We start from the raw sequence: 17942 nt of genomic DNA on the forward strand, positions 1-17942 counted from the left end.
TATGCGCCCTCTAAAGAAGCTCTTAAGTGTTGTTTTTATTACCTTGTCTATTCCCGCAATAGCACAGGTACAGAAAACGGCAGATTCAATTACAGTTGCGATAGCGCCAGAATATAATGATGTAAGCGGTTTTCATCGGTTTTGGCTTGGCGAAAGTTATCGCCGCGTATGGGCAACACCTGTAAAAATCCGAATTATAGATCTTCAGAAAGAAAAGGGAGGGCTCAAGATCGTTAAACTAGGGGGTGGGATGCAAACCCGCTCTTTAAGATTGGTAGATCCAAATGGAAGAGAATATGTTTTAAGGACAATACAGAAGTATCCTGAGCAAGGTTTACCAGAAAGTTTAAGGCCAACTATTGCAAAAGATATTGCTCAGGACCAGGTCTCAACTAATCATCCTTTTGCGGCACTAATTGTTCCGCCTTTGGCAGAGGCTCTTGGACTTGCCCATTCCAAACCCGAAATTGTGTATGTAGCAGACGATGCAGGACTTGGAGAGTATAGAGAAAAATTTGCTAATGCCGCTTATCTGTTAGAACCAAGATCACCATTTGAAGAAGAAACTGATAATACAGCTAAAGTACAGCGCAAAATACAGGAGGATAATGACCATACATCAGACCAGAAGCTAACACTTAGGGCCAGATTACTTGATTTTGTGTTAGGAGATTGGGACAGACATGAAGATAACTGGCGGTGGCTCGCTCAGAAAGAAAAAGGAGAAACTACCTATATTCCTGTTCCAAGGGATAGAGATAAGGTGTTTTATAAAACTTCAGGAATATTTCCATGGATTCTTAACCATCAATGGCTAAAATCTCATCTGCAGCCTTATAGTGATAATATAAGGGATGTAAATCATTGGAATTTTAATGAACGTTATTTTGATAGGTATTTTTTAAATGAGCTTAGTGAACGGGATTGGAAGGATGCTGTTAAGTTTGTACAAGAAAAACTGACTACAGACCTTATCAATACCTCTTTCAGGCAAATGCCGGATACAATATTTAAACTAAGTGGTAATCAGTTGATCGGCCATTTCCTATCCAGAAGGGATAAATTGGATACACTTGCTTTACATTATTACAAGTTTTTGTCCATAAATGTCGATGTGCCTACCTCTGATAAAAAGGAATTCTTTGATGTTAATTATGCAGATAACGGAAATGTAGAAGTTACTGTATATAATATTAATAAAGAGGGTAAAAATGGTAGATTGGTATATAAACGAACATTTGATCCTAATGTAACCAAAGAAGTCAGGTTGTTTGGAATGGGAGGCGAAGACGTATTTGCAGTTCGGGGCAAGGAGAACTCAAAAATAAAGGTTAGGATGATTGGTGGAGATGATGCAGACAAATTTCAAATAGCTCAGGATGTTTCAAATAAGCCGTTCATTTACGACCGTTCTGATGAATCTAACCAACTGCCGGAAAAAGCAACAGCCAAGTTGCGCCTTGCAAAGGATACATTGGTAAATAAGTTCGATAAGTTTGGGTTTTTATACGATAGATCTGGCCCCCTTTTTAATTTTAATTATAATATAGATCAGGGTGTACAAGTAGGGTTAGGATATATTATCGAAAAACAAGGGTTTAGAAAGGAACCATATGCTTCAAAACATGAATTCTGGGCGAATTACTCAACCGGAAGGAAATCGTTTATTTTAGATTATCTAGGCGATTTTAAGAAGGCTGTAGGCAATAATGACCTTATTGTCCATGCAAATCTGTTGGGGCCAAATAACTTGAGCAACTTCTTCGGTATTGGGAATAATACGCTGTATCTGCATGATCATGAGGATGATAATGGAGAGTCGGACAGGGAAGATGGAATTTCTTATTACAGAAATCGGTATGATTATTTAAATGTAGATATAAGATTGAGCAGAAAGCTTACTAAATACTTAAAAATAGAAGGAGGTGTATTAGGATCTTTCTATACAAGTACACAATCAGGAAATGAGGAGCGTTTCTTTAATGATTATAATGCTGCTCATCCTAACGAGGAAATATTTTCTGATAAATATTATGCAGGTTTTGTTGCCGGATGGACTTATGATAGCCGTGATAATATTGCTAATCCTAAAAAGGGGGTATTCTGGAAAACTTCATTAACTGCCCAGCAACGGGTTGATAAAACGAATGATCGTTATGGCTCTGTAACCACAGAATTCAGGTTCTACATCAATCCTGCGAAATCAGGTTTAGTGTTTGCCAATAGGATAGGAGCAGGAACTGTGGTTGGCGATCCGGCTTTTTTCCAGTACATGCAAATTGGAGGTGTTAATAGTTTAAGAGGCTTTAACAGCAAGAGGTTTACTGGAACAACCATGGCTTACCATAATCTAGATATGAGGTTAAAGCTATTTAATTTCACTTCATATCTTGTTCCTGGAACTGTTGGGATGATCGGTTTTAACGATGTGGGCCGCGTTTGGGAAAAAGGGGAATCATCTGCCAGATGGCACCATGGCTATGGGGGTGGACTATATGTTATTCCTGGCGAGGTACTTTTAATACAGGCAACATTAGGGTTCTCAAGAGAAGCAACAATGCCGTATTTCTCTATAGGATTTAACTTTTAATAATTTTTATCTCATGATCTGAAAGCGTAATCAAACGGTCTTTATATAATCCTCCAATTACCTTTTTAAATGCGTTTTTGCTAATCTTAAAACGCGCATATATTTCTTCCGGGGTACTTTTGTCGCCTAAAGCAATTACGCCGCCACTTTCCTTTAGTTCTTCCAGAACGCTGTCCTTTGTATCAAGAATATGACCATAGCCCATTGGTTGCAGACTTAAATCAATTTTGCCTTCAACACGGATTTTTTTAATCCAGCCTTTCCTTAATTCACCTGGATTAAGTTCATCAAACAATTCATTGGTATACAATAATCCAATGTATTTATTATCTACAATAGCATTATAACCCAGGTCAGATCGATCTACAATAAGCAAACTAACTTCATCACCCTCTTCCAAATCTATATCTTCCTCTTCAATAAAGTTGGTTAATCTTGAAGAAGCGACCATACGGTCGTTATTTTCATCAAGAAAAACATAAACAACATGGCGGTCACCTTTAAACATCGGACGTTTTTGTTCTTTTCGTGGAACATAAATATCCTTGTCCAGACCTAAATCCATAAAAGCCCCATCCTCGTTATCGTCAACAACGGTTAGATAAGCAAAGTCGCCAACACAGGCCAGGGGTTTCTTAGTTGTACCTAATAACCTGCCATCTTTTTGAACATATACAAATACCGTTATGTTATCACCTATTTCAGCATTCTTTGGAACATCATAATAAGGAAGTAATACTTCTTTATCCCCTTCAGTTAAAATAAGGCCGGCTTCTGTTTTATTTATTATTCTTAAATCGTTGTATTGTCCTATTGCTATCATGGTCACTTTGTTGCCTCATTTCTGATAAACCAGAAATGATTGAGCACAAAGGTAACATTACTAAATCGGTAAATTGCTAAGAGAGCCGGGTTGTATGCCAAAATATTTTTCAATTTTAAGTGCCACATGGTAAGGTATGTCTTCATTTGAGTCTATTGATATATAGCTGTAATTATCTAATGTGTTAATACACTTGCCTATTAACTTCGGCAGATCTCTTCTCATTGCCTTATAGGCGCTATGAGTTAAGTTATTCGTTAATTCTAAAAGCTTAAACTTTTTTGGACCCGTTTTATCCTGAACTTTTCTAACTACCGTTTTGTTAGTTGTGTTGTTTTTATTTGCAACCAGTTTTTTCATCAAAATATAATCTATACTGCAAGTCTATATAGAAAAGAATATAAAGTGGTTGAAATATTGAGAGAAAAATTATTTTATTTATTAAGACTCAAAATATAGATTTGAGTATCTGTTTTTGCTTTTAACAAATTATAGGCAATTTTACTTCTTAAGCCGCTTGTGCAGCAAAGAACAATTTTTTTATCTTCAGGAATTGAATTCCAATGATCATTAAGTTCATATAGCGGGAAGTTATATCCACCTATATTATACTCCTCAAATTCAAAATCCTCCCGCACATCAATTAAAAACAGAGATGGATCACTGATTTTTAGCTGTTCAAATGTTTCCAGGTCTATTACTTCATACTTTTTTTCGCTAAGGTTAACCGGAGCTGCTACATCTACATTTTTCCCTATATTAAGAATCAAGGAGGAATTATCGAGTACATTAACCATAAGTAATTTGCCGGAAAGAAGTTCGCCAAAACCACAAATAAGTTTAATGGTTTCGTTTGCCATATAGCTCCCTATAATTCCGGGCAAGCTGCCAATTACACCACCTTCATCGCAATTAGGAACTTTGTCTGCTGGTGGAGGCTCCGGAAATAGTGATCTGTAATCTGTACCTCCATTATAATTGAACACAGATACCTGACCTTCAAATTTAAAAATAGAACCAAAAACCAAGGGCTTATTTAAAGCAACACAAGTATCATTAACCAAATAACGGGTGGGGAAATTATCAGAGCCATCTACAACCAAATCATAGTCCTGAACTATTGAATTAGCATTGTTTAAAGTAATTTTAAAAGGGTAGGAAACAAAATCGATATGCGGATTAAGCAGCTGAAGCTTGTTTACTGAGGTATCCGCCTTACTTTTTCCTACATCAGTAGTGTTAAACAATATCTGTCTGTGTAAGTTACTTTCATCTACGGTATCATGATCAATAACCCCAATTTTACCAACCCCGGCTGCGGCAAGATAAAGCAATACCGGACAACCCAAACCACCAGCGCCAATAACCAGAACTTTGGCAGCTTTTAGCTTTTGCTGACCTTCAATGCCTACTTCCGGTAGTAGTATCTGTCTGTTATATCTCTTCATTTCAGCGCTATCCATAGTTAATTTAGTTTTTTGTTAAACTCATGTCCCAGTCTTTCCACACAGGTTCATAACCTTGGGAACTGATCATTTGAGCTATCTCTTTTGCATTGCGCTCATCAGAAATCTCAAATTGCTCTAACGATTGAGGCTCAACGGCATACCCGCCAGGGTTAGTTTTAGAACCGGCACTTATAGAAGTGATCCCTAATTTCACAATATTATTCCTAAAAACGATGGATTCGCGTGTAGAAATTGATAATTCAACCTCTTCATTAAATAATCTGTAAGCACAAATTAGTTGTACAAGTTCTTTGTCATTCATTGCGACCTTAGGTTCTAAGCCCCCGCTAAATGGACGGAGCCGAGGAAATGAAATGCTGTATTTACTTTTCCAGTACTTTTTTTCAAGATAATTTAAGTGCATTGCCGTAAAAAAGGAATCTGTTCGCCAATCTTCCAAACCTATAAGCACGCCAAGTCCCATTTTATGAATTCCTGATTCTCCCAATCTGTCAGGTGTTTCCAATCTATATTGAAAATTGGATTTTTTTCCCTTTGGGTGATGTTTTTTGTAATCTTCCTGATGATAAGTTTCCTGATAAACAAGAATTGTATTTAACCCATATGGTATAAGTTCTTTATAATCTTCAGTATCTAGTGGTTGTACTTCCATTGATATATGGGAAAAATGAGGCTTAATAAGCTCCAATACCTTTTTAAAGTACTCAGTATGTACGGTTTGATTTGCCTCGCCGGTAACCAGTAATACATGATCATACCCCATATCTTTAATTACGACCACTTCCTGCATAATTTCCATAGGCGAAAGCGTTTTCCTTCTCACCTTATTATCATAGCTAAAACCACAATAAGTACAAATGTTATTGCACTCGTTAGAAAGATATAAAGGCACGTACATCTGGATGGCTTTACCAAACCGTTTTAGAGTTAACCGCTGGCTGATCTGCGCCATTTGTTCCAAATAGGGAGCTGCTGCCGGGGAGATAAGCGCTTTAAAGTCTTCCAATGTTCTTTGCGAAGAATTTAAAGCACGTTCCACATCTACACTTGTTTTAGTATAAATGCTTTTACTGGTTTCATCCCAGCTACAGGATTCGAAGAGGTCTACAAAGTTAGTCATCTAAAAATGAGGTTAGTGGGCTGCTTGCAACAGCATGTAAATTAACAGAGCCAAGTTTGGCCTCAAAAGCCATTCTTCCAGCCTCAACAGCAATCTTGAAAGCCCTGGCCATTTGTTCAGGATGTTGCGAAACCGCAATCGCAGTGTTTACCAAAACTGCATCGGCCCCAATTTCCATAGCCTTTGCAGCATCAGAAGGTGAGCCAATTCCAGCATCAATAACTACAGGAACGTTGCTCTGACTAATAATGATTTCTAAAAAGTCTATCGTTTTTAAACCCTTATTACTGCCAATAGGCGAGCCCAAAGGCATTACAGCCGATGTTCCTGCATCTTCCAGTCGTTTACACAAAACAGGATCCGCATGAATATAAGGAAGAACAATAAAACCCAGTTTTGCCAATTCTTCTGTGGCTTTTAGAGTTTCAATCGGGTCAGGCATTAAATATTTAGGGTCAGGATGAATCTCTAGTTTAATCCAATTCGTTTCTAACGACTCTCTAGCCATTTGAGCTGCAAAAATCGCCTCTTTTGCATTACGTACACCAGAAGTGTTGGGCAAAAGGTTAATATGAGGGTGATTTAAATGAATTAAAATATCATCGTCATTATCTTTTAAATCGACTCTCTTTAAAGCTACAGTTACCAATTCCGATTCCGAAGCAACCAATGCTTTTTCCATTTCAGTAGCTGAACTGAACTTTCCTGTTCCTGTAAACAAACGGGAGTTAAATGTTTTGTCTGCTATTTTTAACATAGTAGTTAGTTATTAATAGGGTTTAAAATCTTTAGCGCACTATACATTTGGCTCAGCTCAGCAGCCGGATCATTTGCATTCGTTAATGCACCCGATAATGCTACTCCGTGTACGCCTGTAGTCATAATCAAAGGAATATCCTTTAATTCAATGCCTCCAATTGCAATAACAGGAGTGGTGATACCTGTTATAGAAACCTGTTTCATAATTGCTTCATACCCTTTTAAACCAATTATAGGGCTTAAGTTTTGTTTGGTATTGGTAAAACGATAAGGACCTAATCCAATATAATCAGCTCCTTCAGCAACCCTTTGTTTTACATGCTCAAAAGTATTCGCTGTGCCACCAATAATTATTTGATTACCAACAATGTTTCTTGCTTCCGCAATTGGCATATCCGTTAGGCCTAAATGCAGCCCATAAGCTTCAGCCTTAAGCGCAATTAAGGGATGGTCGTTTACAATTAACCTTGCGCCATAAGCCTTGCAAAGTGCATTAGCTTTAATGGCCAGGTCAAGAATCACATCGTCAGGCTTATTTTTAACCCTCAGTTGTATCCATTTTGCCCCTGCAATAAGTGTTTTGTTAATGGCGTCTAAATGGCCAGTGTTTTCAGTTTCCTGTGATATATAGTGTAGTTTATCAATCATAATGAATGGTACCCCAGTAGGGTATTGTTACTGTTTAGAAAATTTTCGATGTATAGCTTAGCATTACCGCAAGCTTGTTTTAAACTATGGCCCAGAGCTAAATTCGCCGCGATAGCGGCTGATAAAACGCAACCAGATCCATGCTTTTGATGGATTTCATTAACGCGGGGAGTAAACTCGTAAATGCCATCCTCTTCATAAAGATAATCAGTGCCTAATGTTGTAATACTGTGACCACCTTTTAATAAAACAGGGCAGTAATTGGCCCAAAGCCTGGCTATACTGCTTGCATCTGTTGTTTGCCCACCTAAACTTAGCATTTCATTATAGTTTGGTGTAATCAGGTCAATTTGCTTAAGCACGGGCGATAGTATTTCCATTCCATTTGTCCAATCATGAAAATCATAACCTGAGCTTGCCTTTAATACAGGATCTACTATGATCTTTAAATCAGGGCTTTTTGATCTAAGGAAACAGACCACATCAAGCAAAACAGAAACATCTTTTATTAACCCTATTTTACAGGTCAATACCTTAAATTTGGCAATCAAAGGCTCAAGTTGTTCAATGATTTGCGATGAATTTAACCAGTTGTTTTTAAGAAATTCCTTATCTGTTTGTACTGTTAGTGCACTGCATATGCCAAAACCATAAACTTGATGTTGTTCAAAGCACTTTACATCTGCCAAAATACCGGCACCCGCACTCGGGTCAAATCCCGCAATACTAATAGCATATGGCCTGTTTGCTAACATATTTTCTGTATAGTTTTAAAATTAGGTACGGCTTTTGACGGATCATTCCAGATGTAACCCAAAACAGCAACCCCATCAAATCCCATTGAATTAAGTTTCACAGCATTGCCAGCATCAATTCCACCTAATGCTATCAATTTGGTGCCGTTTTGGCTATGTGGTAATTTAAAATTAGGATTGAGTACACCGGTGTACCCCGGTTTAGATATGCTGTTAAACACTGGTCCAAAAAAGGTATAATCAAATCCTTGCAAATTGTTAATCTCCTCAGGCTGATGGATGGATGTACTTAACACTGTATTTTTAAAATTAAACACTGCATTAGCTTCTTGCAATTGTTTTCTTTGCGCCTCCTTATAATGCAGTCGTTTAATCCCAAAATCGTTTGTAAGCTCATGAAAATGGTGTAATGCAATCCTGTTGTGATATACCTCATCAATTTCAGAAATCAGTTGTTTGCAGTATGCCCTGGTACATGATTCTTTTCTTAAATGGAATATGTCTAATCCGCTTTCAAACAATTGATTAATTATTTTTGATTCACTACCTATTACAGCAGGATTTGCAATCACAATTACATTCATTTACAAATAGATTTCGCTGCCTTTTTCTGCAAACTCCTTCGATTTTTCTGCCATTCCCTTAGCCAATGCATCCTCCTCATCAACACCCTGTTTTACTGCATATTCTCTAACATCCTGTGTAATTTTCATCGAGCAGAAGTTTGGACCACACATAGAGCAGAAGTGAGCGATTTTTGCGCCATCTGCCGGTAAGGTTTCATCATGAAACTCCTTTGCTGTATCCGGATCAAGAGAAAGGTTAAACTGGTCTTCCCATCTAAATTCAAATCTTGCCTTACTTAAAGCATTGTCTCTATACTGCGCACCAGGATGTCCTTTTGCTAAATCGGCAGCATGAGCTGCAATCTTATAAGTAATTACACCATCTTTAACATCCTTTTTGTTAGGTAAGCCCAGATGTTCTTTGGGCGTTACATAACACAACATTGCAGTTCCAAACCAACCTATCATGGCAGCACCAATTGCCGATGTGATGTGGTCATACCCAGGAGCAATATCAGTAGTTAAGGGCCCTAATGTATAGAATGGAGCTTCAGAGCAATGTTCCAACTGTTTCTCCATGTTTTCTTTAATCAGGTGCATTGGTACGTGACCAGGGCCTTCAATTATAGTTTGCACATCATGTTTCCAGGCGATTTTGGTTAGTTCGCCAAGTGTTTCCAATTCAGCAAATTGAGCTTCATCATTGGCATCGGCAATACAGCCCGGTCTTAAACCATCGCCTAGAGAAAAGGATACATCGTAAGCCTTCATGATCTCACAAATCTCTTCAAAATGAGTATAAAGGAAGCTTTCTTTATGATGCGCAAGGCACCATTTAGCCATAATAGACCCACCTCTTGATACAATTCCGGTTACTCTTTTTGCCGTAAGCGGGATGTAGCGCAGCAATACACCGGCATGTATAGTAAAGTAATCTACACCTTGTTCGGCCTGTTCAATTAAAGTATCTCTAAAGAGCTCCCAGGTTAAATCTTCGGCTTTCCCGTTAACTTTTTCTAATGCCTGGTATATAGGCACGGTTCCAATAGGAACCGGAGAATTTCTGATAATCCATTCGCGTGTTTCGTGGATGTTTTTTCCGGTCGATAGGTCCATTATCGTATCTGCACCCCATCTGCATGCCCATACTGCCTTTTCAACTTCTTCTTCAATAGAAGAGGTTACCGCTGAATTACCGATGTTGGCATTGATTTTAACCAGAAAATTCCGGCCAATAACCATTGGCTCTAACTCTGGGTGGTTAATGTTGCAAGGAATTACAGCCCTGCCCGAAGCTACTTCTTTGCGTACAAACTCTGGTGTAATATATCCCTTTGGAGTATTTGCACCAAAGCTGTGGCCTTTATGCTGATGGCCCATTACATCGTATTGTGTACCCAGCTGTTCGTTTAATAAGTCAATTCTTTGGTTTTCCCTTATAGCAATGTATTCCATTTCGGCTGTAATAATGCCTTTTTTAGCATAATGCATTTGCGAAACATTAGCTCCCTTTTTTGCTTTGTAAGGCTTATTGATGTGTGCAAACCGTAATGAGTCCAACTTATTATCGGCTAAACGTTGTTTGCCATAATCCGAAGATATGCTATCCATTTGTTCAACATCCAATCGGTCGGTTATCCATTTCTCTCTTAGTCGTGGCAGGCCTTCTTTTACGTCAATATGTGCGTTAGGGTCGGTATATGGGCCACTGGTATCGTACACTGTTACCGGAGGATTTGGTTCAGTTAAGCCGAAGCCATTATGGATTTTGGTATCGCTCAAACTAATTTCTCGCATTGCAACTTCAATATCGTGCAATTGTCCTTTTACATAAATTTTACGCGAGGCAGGGAAGGGGCTGCGACTGATTACATCTTCGGTTGGAGTTTTTTCACTTTTCATAAATACTTTAATTTATATGAAGGATTGATTTAATACGTGATTTGGGTATTAACCACCTTGTGTGGCTTTAATAAGAATTACCTGATCGCCATGTTTTAACTCATGTTCGGCCCAGGCTGATTTAGAAATAATGGTTTGATTAATGGCTACAGCAATACCTTTCGCCTGAACGTTAATAGCAGACAGCATTTGTTCTACAGAACAAGAGCTGTTAAACTCGTAATTTTGTTGATTTACAGTTATCTCCATCTTTAAATGTTTTGGAAAAACTGTAGAGATAGCCCATAGCGGGACGAAAAGACAGCAATAGATTTGCTTCTACTTTTCCCTTCGGCAGTACTAACTGCATCAGGTTCAAAGGGTATATCTCAGCACAAGGCACCCCTAAAGTTTTTTGTAAAGCTATGTTATTTTTTGGAAAAACAAATAGAAGGGTTAAAACTTATTCAACTACCTAACTTACCTTTAAAAATAATCTGATCATCTTGCTAAATAGTTTTTCTAGCTACAATATGAATTGTTTACATTTGTACCCTATTAATTACGACTAGCTGCATTTTAGGGTGATTAATTTTATTTTTCATCTCAAATTAATGATTTCAAACAGTAAACATCGGTTTTTTTTAAGTCTTTTCTTTTTCATTTCAGGCTTTAGCTTTGCTACCTGGGCTTCAAGAATCCCTACAATTAAAACCACATTTGGATTTAACGAAGCAGAATTAGGAAGTATTTTACTGGCAATGCCGGTGGGGTCTTTAATTGGGCTGCCTATATCTGGCTGGTTGGTGTCAAAATACAATAGCAGAGTGCCTTTAACTGTTGGTTATGCATTAAATGCACTCTCTCTTGCTTTAATTGGTATTGCACACAATACCTTTAGTTTGGTACTGGCAATTTGTGTGTTTGCTTTCACCACCAGGATTTTCAATATTTCTGTAAATACCCAAACACTAACCCTGCAAAAAAGATTCGAGAAAAAGATAATAGGTTCATTCCATGGGTTTTGGAGTATTGGAGGTATAGCTGGCATTGCTTTGTCTACTCTTTTACTAACCTTAAATGTAACACTGGCGGTTCATTTTTCTATTGTAGCCATTTTAATGTTGCTTGTAACTGCATACTCATACCAGTTTTTGCTAAAAGGAGATAAATCTGAAACAGGTAATAAATTGATATTGAGCAAACCAGATCCATATATCTTTTACCTTGGTATAGTTGTGTTTTTATGCGCAATATGTGAAGGCGGGATGTTCGATTGGAGCGGGATTTACTTTCAGGAGGTATTAAATGCACCAATATTTACCTATGGATACCTGATCTTTATGACTTTTATGGCAACATCAAGATTCCTTTCTGATATTATTATTGTAAGGTTTGGCATGCCAAAAACATACATCATGAGTGCTGTTTTTATAGTGTCTGGAATTTTGCTAGCCATCATATTTCCAACATTCTGGACAGCCATGATCGGTTTTTCGTTAGTAGGTTTTGGAACAGCATCTATAATCCCCATGTCCTATGCATTGGCAGGAGCCTCAAAAAAATACTCACCAGGGATGGCCATATCTATTATAGCAACCTATTCTATAACAGGAATGCTATTAGGTCCCCCATTAATAGGATATCTTGCCCATGCATTTAATTTAAGAGTATCCTTTGTTGTTTTTGGATTATGCGGACTGATGCTTGTGCCTATAACCAAAATGTTTTTTAAACACCAAAGGATCTCTGGATAGCAACTTATAGATTAAGCATTCTGAATAGCATCGTTAGCATCATCAGCAGCGTTTTTAACGGCAGATTTAGCTTTTTCCAGCTCTGTATCTCTAAACTCTTTAAACTCCTGCGATACGGAATTTACTTTTGTTTTAACGTTATCTACTACCTGATTTTTTAGTCCGCCCAGACTTTGTTTTCCATTATTGAAATTGTCCTTAATGGAATGAAAACCATCTTTTACATTATCTGCAAGATCTAAGGCTTTGTCAGATATTCTTTCTCTCGTTCTTTTTCCGCTGTTAGGCGCAAATAGTACACCTAGAACAGCACCTACCGCTAAACCAGCCAATAATCCTACTATTGCTCCAGATTTATCAGTGGGCATAGTGGGGAAATTAGACAAGCGGTTAGATATTAATTTTTTATAATTCATAATAGAAGCTTTTACTAATCACTAACACATTCCGTACCAGAGTGTTTTAATAAATTAAAATTTATCATATTGTGTAGCAGTCCATTGAAAATCGTGTAATAGTTTAAAAAAGAGAGATAAGAAAACCAGTATATTTAAGGTAAGTATGAAAAAATTTTGTTTTGCCCTGGTTTTATTTTTGGTAGTCAATGCAGATAAAGTAAAATCTCAGTCTATTAATCCCGACAACACACAACAAGTTTTTGCAGAGTTGTTAAAGCTTAAAAATCAACTTATTTTACAGGCGGGCAATGGCACACAAACAGTTTCTGCAATTAGCCGGATGCTTGAACTTGGATTATGGGAAACGGCTGACAGCCTTATAGAGTATTCAAAAGATAAAGGCATAGATTATCAATTGCTTAAAGCTAATTACTTAATCTTAAATAATAGATATAAGGAAGCAGAAATTATAGTACTCAAGGTTTTGAAGCAAGAGCGTAAAAATGAAAAAGCACTGCTCATAAAAGGCTTTTTAGAGATACAAGCATGGCGCTTGCCTAAGGCTGAAAGTATTGCAAAACAAGTACTTCAAACCAATCCAAAAAGTGAAGATGCAGCGCTGTTACTTGGTAAGGTTAAACTGCTTCAAAAAGAGTACGCAGCAGCCCTAATTATTGCCGGTGAGATACAACAGCTTAATCAGAAAAGTGCAAAAGCCTACCAGCTTGAAGCCGATGTTTATTTTTGGGATCAGCATCCTGAAAAGGCTGAGCAACCATTGATTAAATCACTTGAATTAGATCCTTTTAATGCCGATGCACGATTCAGCTACGGTTACGCCATATGGAGGAGGGTAGATGCAACACAACTTAAGGCCATGGCAGCACAATGGGAGCTTGCATTGGCAATTAATCCGCTTCATTATCAAACGCATTGGCATTGGGGCAATGGACATACGAATTTAACCTATGCAGATTACGCCGAACCAAATGATGATGAGGTTAGAAAAGCCCTCGCAAAGGCTGATTTATTAGTTAAAGCCAATAATTTGACAGAAGCGATAAAAGTTACCAGAATAGTACAGGAACAATATGGTAACTCGGTTTTGCCTTTAATGTATAGAGCATCGATTTATTATAGTGCATTTAATCTTGATAGAAACATGCGCCTTGATTCTGCTGAGCATATTTTTAGAGCAATTTTGCTTAGAAAAAAACACTATGGCCCGGCTCATAATGGTTTGTCGGCGGTTATTAAATCAAAAAGGCTTCCATATCTGGATGTATATGAAAAAATCACAAAAGAATTGGCCGAAACAAAAATTACAGATATTAAGAATTTTGTAAAGGTGTTTTCAGATGTAGATTATTATCCCGGAGAAACAGCGAAAGCAATGGTTTGGAATCAGTTGTATTCATCGGTAGTTTACTTTCCTTTTTTATCTAAACAAGTCAATACGTTTAAAATACCTCCTTTGCATCACGATCTGGCAACAACAATGAATGCCCCGGCCTTTAGGTATATGACCACGTTTGATAACAGACAGTGGATGGATATAAGAGGAGTAGGAAGTGGAGCAGCAGGGATAGAATATGTTGAACGTGGTGCGTTTATGGAACGCAATGTAGTATTGCATGAGTATGTGCATTTATTTCACGGAGCGGTATTAACTGATGCTGAAAACAGGAAAATCAGAGCTTTATACTATAATGCGATGAAACAAAAGCGTACGCTGGATTATTATTCTCAAAATAACGAAAGTGAATATTTCGCACAAACCTATCCCGCATATTTTGAACCGGTAAAAGTACACCCGCTTGATTTTAAATCGATGAATACTACTGCTGATTTAAAATCGAAGGATCCGGATATGTATAGTTTTCTGGATAAATTGGTTTCAAAGGAAAGGGCTTATTTAGCTGGGAACAAACAGGCTATGGCCAGTAATTGGGCTGAGGTGTACGTTAGCCTGGCAAGTAGGGCAGGTAATTCGAAACTTGCTGAAACTTACCTGGATACAGCTTTAACGTACGACAGTAAGTATCTTCCCGCTTATCTGAGCATTACTCATCTCAAAATATATAATAAAGATTTTAGTGGTGCTGAACAATGGCTCAGTAAAGCAAAGGGTATTAATATTATGTACGCTCCAATTTACGTGATGTATGCAGAACTTGTTGCCGCTAAATATGCAGGCAGGCAAATTAGCGAGGAAGAATCTATTAAACAGCAGGCCGAATACCTGCAGCAATCAATTGACCTGGAAGATGATTATCAGGAGCTCGCAAAGAATAATTTGCTACTGATAGAAATGTACCGGAAAAATGCCAGGCTAAAGGAAGCTATTTCTGCTGCAGATCTTTACATTAAAACCGGAGCAACAGTATCTACATATTTAAGAGACAGGATAGACGATGCCATTGCATTTTCTGCTTCTTTAAGGGCAACTTTAGGCAACACAGAACAAGCTCTGGTTTTAAAAAAGCTTGTTGATCAGAATCCACAGGATTTTGAACTTATAAATATGTATGCCGATGCCCTGGCCGGAAACAAGCAATACGAAGAAGCAATCGGTACATTAAAGGAAGCGCAGAGGATTTTGACTGCCTCAGGAAACGGAAGACCGGATTATAATTTAAGAATTGCTGAATTTTATAATGAATTGAAATATAAGGATAGTACCGGTACTTATTTGAAGTCATTTCTTTTAGATAAGTCTTCTGTGAAAGGGCCAGACCAATTAAGGTATATAAGGCTTTTAGCCGAAACTGGATATAAAACCAAGGCGTCTGAATTGTTAAAAACACTAAATAGGTCTGGCGACAATATTTATACTTCAGATTACCTCTATACTTCTGCCAAATTATTGCAGGCCAATCATCAAAAAGCTCAAAGTATTGCCTTGCTTGAAAAAGCCATTCAGGTAAACCCGTACCACTTGGCTGCTTATAAGGCGCTAATAGCTGCTGCCAAAGCCAAAAAACAAACCAATAGAGTTAAAGAACTGGAGCTTAAAATGAAAAAGAATAACTTGAAATAAGGCAAAATCAGCTCGCAATTTTTTTTACTAAAAATAGACTAATTAACCTATTTTATTCTCTACTTTTGTAGTGTGTACTTTTTACACTAACTATAGTAGATTATGAAGAAAAGTTTGCTTGCTTTAACCCTTGGAGGCCTTGGAATCGGGATCACAGAATTTGTGATGATGGGCCTTTTGCCAGACATCGCGAAAGATTTAAATATTACCATACCTCAGGCCGGGCATCTTATTTCTGCTTATGCTTTAGGGGTTGTAATTGGCGCACCATTATTAGTAGCTATTGCGGGTAGTTATCCTCCAAAAAAGATATTGATGGTATTAATGCTTATGTTTACAGGCTTTAATGCGTTTTCGGCATTTGCACCCGATTATAATACCATGTTTATAGCACGCCTGCTGGCAGGTTTGCCACATGGTGCTTTTTTTGGAGTAGGTTCTGTAGTAGCAAGTAAAATAGCGGAAAAGGGTAAAGAAGCCCAATCTGTGTCATTAATGTTTGCAGGCTTAACTATAGCAAATGTAATAGGAGTACCTCTGGGCACTTACATTGGCCATAATTACTCATGGAGATATACTTTTGTAATCATTGTTATTGTAGGTTTAGTAACCTTATTGAGTTTAAAATCATGGATGCCAGCGCTACCAGCTACCAAGAATCGTGATTTAGGTAAAGAACTTAACTTCTTTAAACTTCCAGAATCATGGTTAATCATTTTAATGATTGCAATTGGTACCGGAGGGTTATTTTCATGGTATAGCTACATTGCTCCTTTGCTTACTGAGGTTTCAGGATTCTCAGCCAATTCAATCACCTATATTCTGGTTGTAGCTGGTTTGGGTATGTTGGTAGGTAACTTTATTGGAGGTAAACTTGCGGATAAAATATCGCCTGCAAAAGCAACTATTACCTTACTGATCGCCATGTCCGTTAGTCTTTTAATTGTGCATTACGTGTCAGGAAATCAGGTATTAGCCGTAATAATGACATTCGTAACAGGTGCAATAGCTTTCGCAGCAGCATCACCAATTCAGATGCTGATGATCAATACCGCTAAAGGATCAGAAATGCTTGCGGCTTCTGTTAGTCAGGCCAGCTTTAATATAGGAAATGCGCTAGGTGCATTTTTAGGTGGGTTGCCACTGGCAGCAGGTTACGATTATACGTCTCCGGTTTCGGTTGGATCAATAATGGCTTTAACAGGTGCAGCATTTGCATGGATGCTTATTGCAAGAAGCAGAAGGGTTACTAAATTGAATTACGCTTAAAAGTTCTAGATTAGTGTCGTGAAAGACATTATTCCAGTCCATAAACTCTATGAACGCTCCTCGGCCGGAATGGAGGTGCTCTATTTTGAAGGCATAAAAGAACGTGCATCGCCTTTAGGAATACATAGAGATGATCATTACATTTTTATATTTCAGGAAAAGGGAGAAAGCAATTTTATGCTTGATTTTAAACCGCTTTTGGTTAAAGGTCGTGCCTTATTATATGTATTGCCAGGGCAGGTACATCATAGCATAGATAGTAAGAATGCTACAGGCTGGTTTCTGGCAATTGATACGCTACTGGTTAATGAAGAATACAGAGCCGTTTTTGAACAATACATTATAACTAATGAGCCTTTATCTGTTGATGATGCTAAGGCAGAAAAATTTAAGGAATGCCTGAAATTGCTCTATGAAAGGTTTAAGCTTATTGAAGAGTCCTTAAGCAGGCCAATCGCGCATTCGCTGGCGCAGTCTTATATAGGAATGGTTGCTGAGGTCTATCTGGCAGAAACTCAATACGGGCAAAAACAAAATACCAGACCCATTCAAATCAACAGCCAGTTCAGAAGTTTACTTCTGGCAAATTTTAAAACAGTTAAAAGCCCTTCTGAATACGCAGAAAAATTGAATATCTCCCTTACTTATTTGAATGAAGTTGTTAAAGGGCATACGGGTTTTCCGGTTAGCTATTGGATTCATAATGAGGTTGTACTTGAAGCAAAGCGGTTGTTATATTATAGTGATCTGACGGTAAAAGAAATTTCATTTGAATTGGGCTACTCAGATCATACTTATTTTTCCAGATTATTTACTAAAGTTGCCGGAACTTCTGCCGGGGCTTTTAGAGCCGGATACCGCAAATAG

At 37.8% G+C, this 17942-nt stretch carries 16 protein-coding genes and 1 riboswitch; of the genes, 5 read left to right on the plus strand and 11 right to left on the minus strand.

The window, feature by feature from the left end:
- Position 1 precedes the first annotated feature (1 nt).
- Entirely contained in the window at positions 2-2590 is a 2589-nt protein-coding gene (locus CPT03_RS05505; RefSeq protein WP_099437900.1) for a BamA/TamA family outer membrane protein, read from the plus strand.
- Here the strand turns inward: CPT03_RS05505 and CPT03_RS05510 are convergent.
- The 10 genes from CPT03_RS05510 to thiS all read right to left on the minus strand — a co-directional run bounded on the left by CPT03_RS05510 (position 2580) and on the right by thiS (position 10881).
- Positions 2580-3413 (minus strand): S1 RNA-binding domain-containing protein, encoded by an 834-nt coding sequence (locus CPT03_RS05510; protein ID WP_099437901.1) that lies wholly within the window; start codon positions 3411-3413, stop codon positions 2580-2582. The genes CPT03_RS05505 and CPT03_RS05510 overlap by 11 nt on opposite strands.
- A 60-nt stretch (positions 3414-3473) precedes the next feature.
- Positions 3474-3773: a hypothetical protein gene (locus CPT03_RS05515; RefSeq protein ID WP_099437902.1), complete on the minus strand. Its 300-nt coding sequence runs from the start codon at positions 3771-3773 to the stop codon at positions 3474-3476.
- A 74-nt stretch (positions 3774-3847) separates the two neighbouring features.
- A complete protein-coding gene (locus CPT03_RS05520) occupies positions 3848-4876 on the minus strand; it encodes a HesA/MoeB/ThiF family protein (protein ID WP_099437903.1) in 1029 nt (342 codons plus the stop codon).
- A gap of 7 nt (positions 4877-4883) precedes the next feature.
- The gene (gene thiH, locus CPT03_RS05525) at positions 4884-6002 is read right to left on the minus strand and encodes a 2-iminoacetate synthase ThiH (protein WP_099437904.1); all 1119 of its coding nucleotides are present in this window, start codon (positions 6000-6002) and stop codon (positions 4884-4886) included.
- Entirely contained in the window at positions 5995-6759 is a 765-nt protein-coding gene (locus CPT03_RS05530) for a thiazole synthase (RefSeq protein ID WP_099437905.1), read from the minus strand. The genes thiH and CPT03_RS05530 overlap by 8 nt, the downstream gene beginning before the upstream one ends.
- 5 nt (positions 6760-6764) lie before the next feature.
- Positions 6765-7409, minus strand: coding sequence for a thiamine phosphate synthase (locus tag CPT03_RS05535; protein ID WP_099437906.1), 645 nt, complete (start codon positions 7407-7409; stop codon positions 6765-6767).
- The gene (locus CPT03_RS05540) at positions 7406-8164 is read right to left on the minus strand and encodes a hydroxymethylpyrimidine/phosphomethylpyrimidine kinase (RefSeq protein WP_099437907.1); all 759 of its coding nucleotides are present in this window, start codon (positions 8162-8164) and stop codon (positions 7406-7408) included. Before CPT03_RS05540 ends, CPT03_RS05535 begins: the two co-directional genes overlap by 4 nt.
- Complete coding sequence (locus tag CPT03_RS05545; RefSeq protein ID WP_099437908.1) at positions 8158-8748, minus strand: thiamine phosphate synthase; 591 nt, start codon at positions 8746-8748, stop codon at positions 8158-8160. Before CPT03_RS05545 ends, CPT03_RS05540 begins: the two co-directional genes overlap by 7 nt.
- Complete coding sequence (thiC, locus tag CPT03_RS05550; RefSeq protein ID WP_099437909.1) at positions 8749-10632, minus strand: phosphomethylpyrimidine synthase ThiC; 1884 nt, start codon at positions 10630-10632, stop codon at positions 8749-8751.
- A gap of 48 nt (positions 10633-10680) precedes the next feature.
- Positions 10681-10881, minus strand: coding sequence for a sulfur carrier protein ThiS (gene thiS, locus CPT03_RS05555; protein ID WP_099437910.1), 201 nt, complete (start codon positions 10879-10881; stop codon positions 10681-10683).
- A 59-nt stretch (positions 10882-10940) separates the two neighbouring features.
- Positions 10941-11028, minus strand: a riboswitch (TPP riboswitch).
- Positions 11029-11225: 197 nt separating this feature from the next.
- Between thiS and CPT03_RS05560 the strand changes: the two genes are divergently transcribed.
- On the plus strand, positions 11226-12368 hold the full coding sequence (locus CPT03_RS05560) for an MFS transporter (RefSeq protein WP_099437911.1): 1143 nt from the start codon (positions 11226-11228) through the stop codon (positions 12366-12368).
- An 11-nt stretch (positions 12369-12379) separates the two neighbouring features.
- On the opposite strand, the gene CPT03_RS05565 is transcribed toward CPT03_RS05560, so the two are convergent.
- On the minus strand, positions 12380-12784 hold the full coding sequence (locus CPT03_RS05565) for a YtxH domain-containing protein (protein WP_172954141.1): 405 nt from the start codon (positions 12782-12784) through the stop codon (positions 12380-12382).
- Between the two features lie 145 nt (positions 12785-12929).
- Between CPT03_RS05565 and CPT03_RS05570 the strand changes: the two genes are divergently transcribed.
- The 3 genes from CPT03_RS05570 (at position 12930) to CPT03_RS05580 (ending at position 17942) form a co-directional block, all read left to right on the plus strand.
- Positions 12930-15806, plus strand: coding sequence for a tetratricopeptide repeat protein (locus tag CPT03_RS05570; protein ID WP_099437912.1), 2877 nt, complete (start codon positions 12930-12932; stop codon positions 15804-15806).
- 102 nt (positions 15807-15908) lie between these two features.
- Positions 15909-17075 carry an MFS transporter gene (locus tag CPT03_RS05575; RefSeq protein WP_099437913.1) on the plus strand — a complete coding sequence of 389 codons (1167 nt, stop codon included), beginning with the start codon at positions 15909-15911 and terminating at the stop codon, positions 17073-17075.
- Between the two features lie 18 nt (positions 17076-17093).
- A complete protein-coding gene (locus CPT03_RS05580; RefSeq protein WP_099437914.1) occupies positions 17094-17942 on the plus strand; it encodes an AraC family transcriptional regulator in 849 nt (282 codons plus the stop codon).

Source organism: Pedobacter ginsengisoli (assembly GCF_002736205.1).
GTDB lineage: Bacteria > Bacteroidota > Bacteroidia > Sphingobacteriales > Sphingobacteriaceae > Pedobacter > Pedobacter ginsengisoli_A.

What these genes read in the sequence shown, in the direction of transcription:
- CPT03_RS05565 (WP_172954141.1), bottom strand. Translation starts at nt 12,784, where the DNA reads ATGAATTATAAAAAATTAATATCTAACCGCTTGTCTAATTTCCCCACT.
- CPT03_RS05540 (WP_099437907.1), bottom strand. Translation starts at nt 8,164, where the DNA reads ATGTTAGCAAACAGGCCATATGCTATTAGTATTGCGGGATTTGACCCG.
- CPT03_RS05545 (WP_099437908.1), bottom strand. Translation starts at nt 8,748, where the DNA reads ATGAATGTAATTGTGATTGCAAATCCTGCTGTAATAGGTAGTGAATCA.
- thiS (WP_099437910.1), bottom strand. Translation starts at nt 10,881, where the DNA reads ATGGAGATAACTGTAAATCAACAAAATTACGAGTTTAACAGCTCTTGT.
- CPT03_RS05505 (WP_099437900.1), top strand. Translation starts at nt 2, where the DNA reads ATGCGCCCTCTAAAGAAGCTCTTAAGTGTTGTTTTTATTACCTTGTCT.
- CPT03_RS05535 (WP_099437906.1), bottom strand. Translation starts at nt 7,409, where the DNA reads ATGATTGATAAACTACACTATATATCACAGGAAACTGAAAACACTGGC.
- thiH (WP_099437904.1), bottom strand. Translation starts at nt 6,002, where the DNA reads ATGACTAACTTTGTAGACCTCTTCGAATCCTGTAGCTGGGATGAAACC.
- CPT03_RS05510 (WP_099437901.1), bottom strand. Translation starts at nt 3,413, where the DNA reads ATGATAGCAATAGGACAATACAACGATTTAAGAATAATAAATAAAACA.
- CPT03_RS05520 (WP_099437903.1), bottom strand. Translation starts at nt 4,876, where the DNA reads ATGGATAGCGCTGAAATGAAGAGATATAACAGACAGATACTACTACCG.
- thiC (WP_099437909.1), bottom strand. Translation starts at nt 10,632, where the DNA reads ATGAAAAGTGAAAAAACTCCAACCGAAGATGTAATCAGTCGCAGCCCC.
- CPT03_RS05575 (WP_099437913.1), top strand. Translation starts at nt 15,909, where the DNA reads ATGAAGAAAAGTTTGCTTGCTTTAACCCTTGGAGGCCTTGGAATCGGG.
- CPT03_RS05530 (WP_099437905.1), bottom strand. Translation starts at nt 6,759, where the DNA reads ATGTTAAAAATAGCAGACAAAACATTTAACTCCCGTTTGTTTACAGGA.
- CPT03_RS05560 (WP_099437911.1), top strand. Translation starts at nt 11,226, where the DNA reads ATGATTTCAAACAGTAAACATCGGTTTTTTTTAAGTCTTTTCTTTTTC.
- CPT03_RS05570 (WP_099437912.1), top strand. Translation starts at nt 12,930, where the DNA reads ATGAAAAAATTTTGTTTTGCCCTGGTTTTATTTTTGGTAGTCAATGCA.
- CPT03_RS05515 (WP_099437902.1), bottom strand. Translation starts at nt 3,773, where the DNA reads ATGAAAAAACTGGTTGCAAATAAAAACAACACAACTAACAAAACGGTA.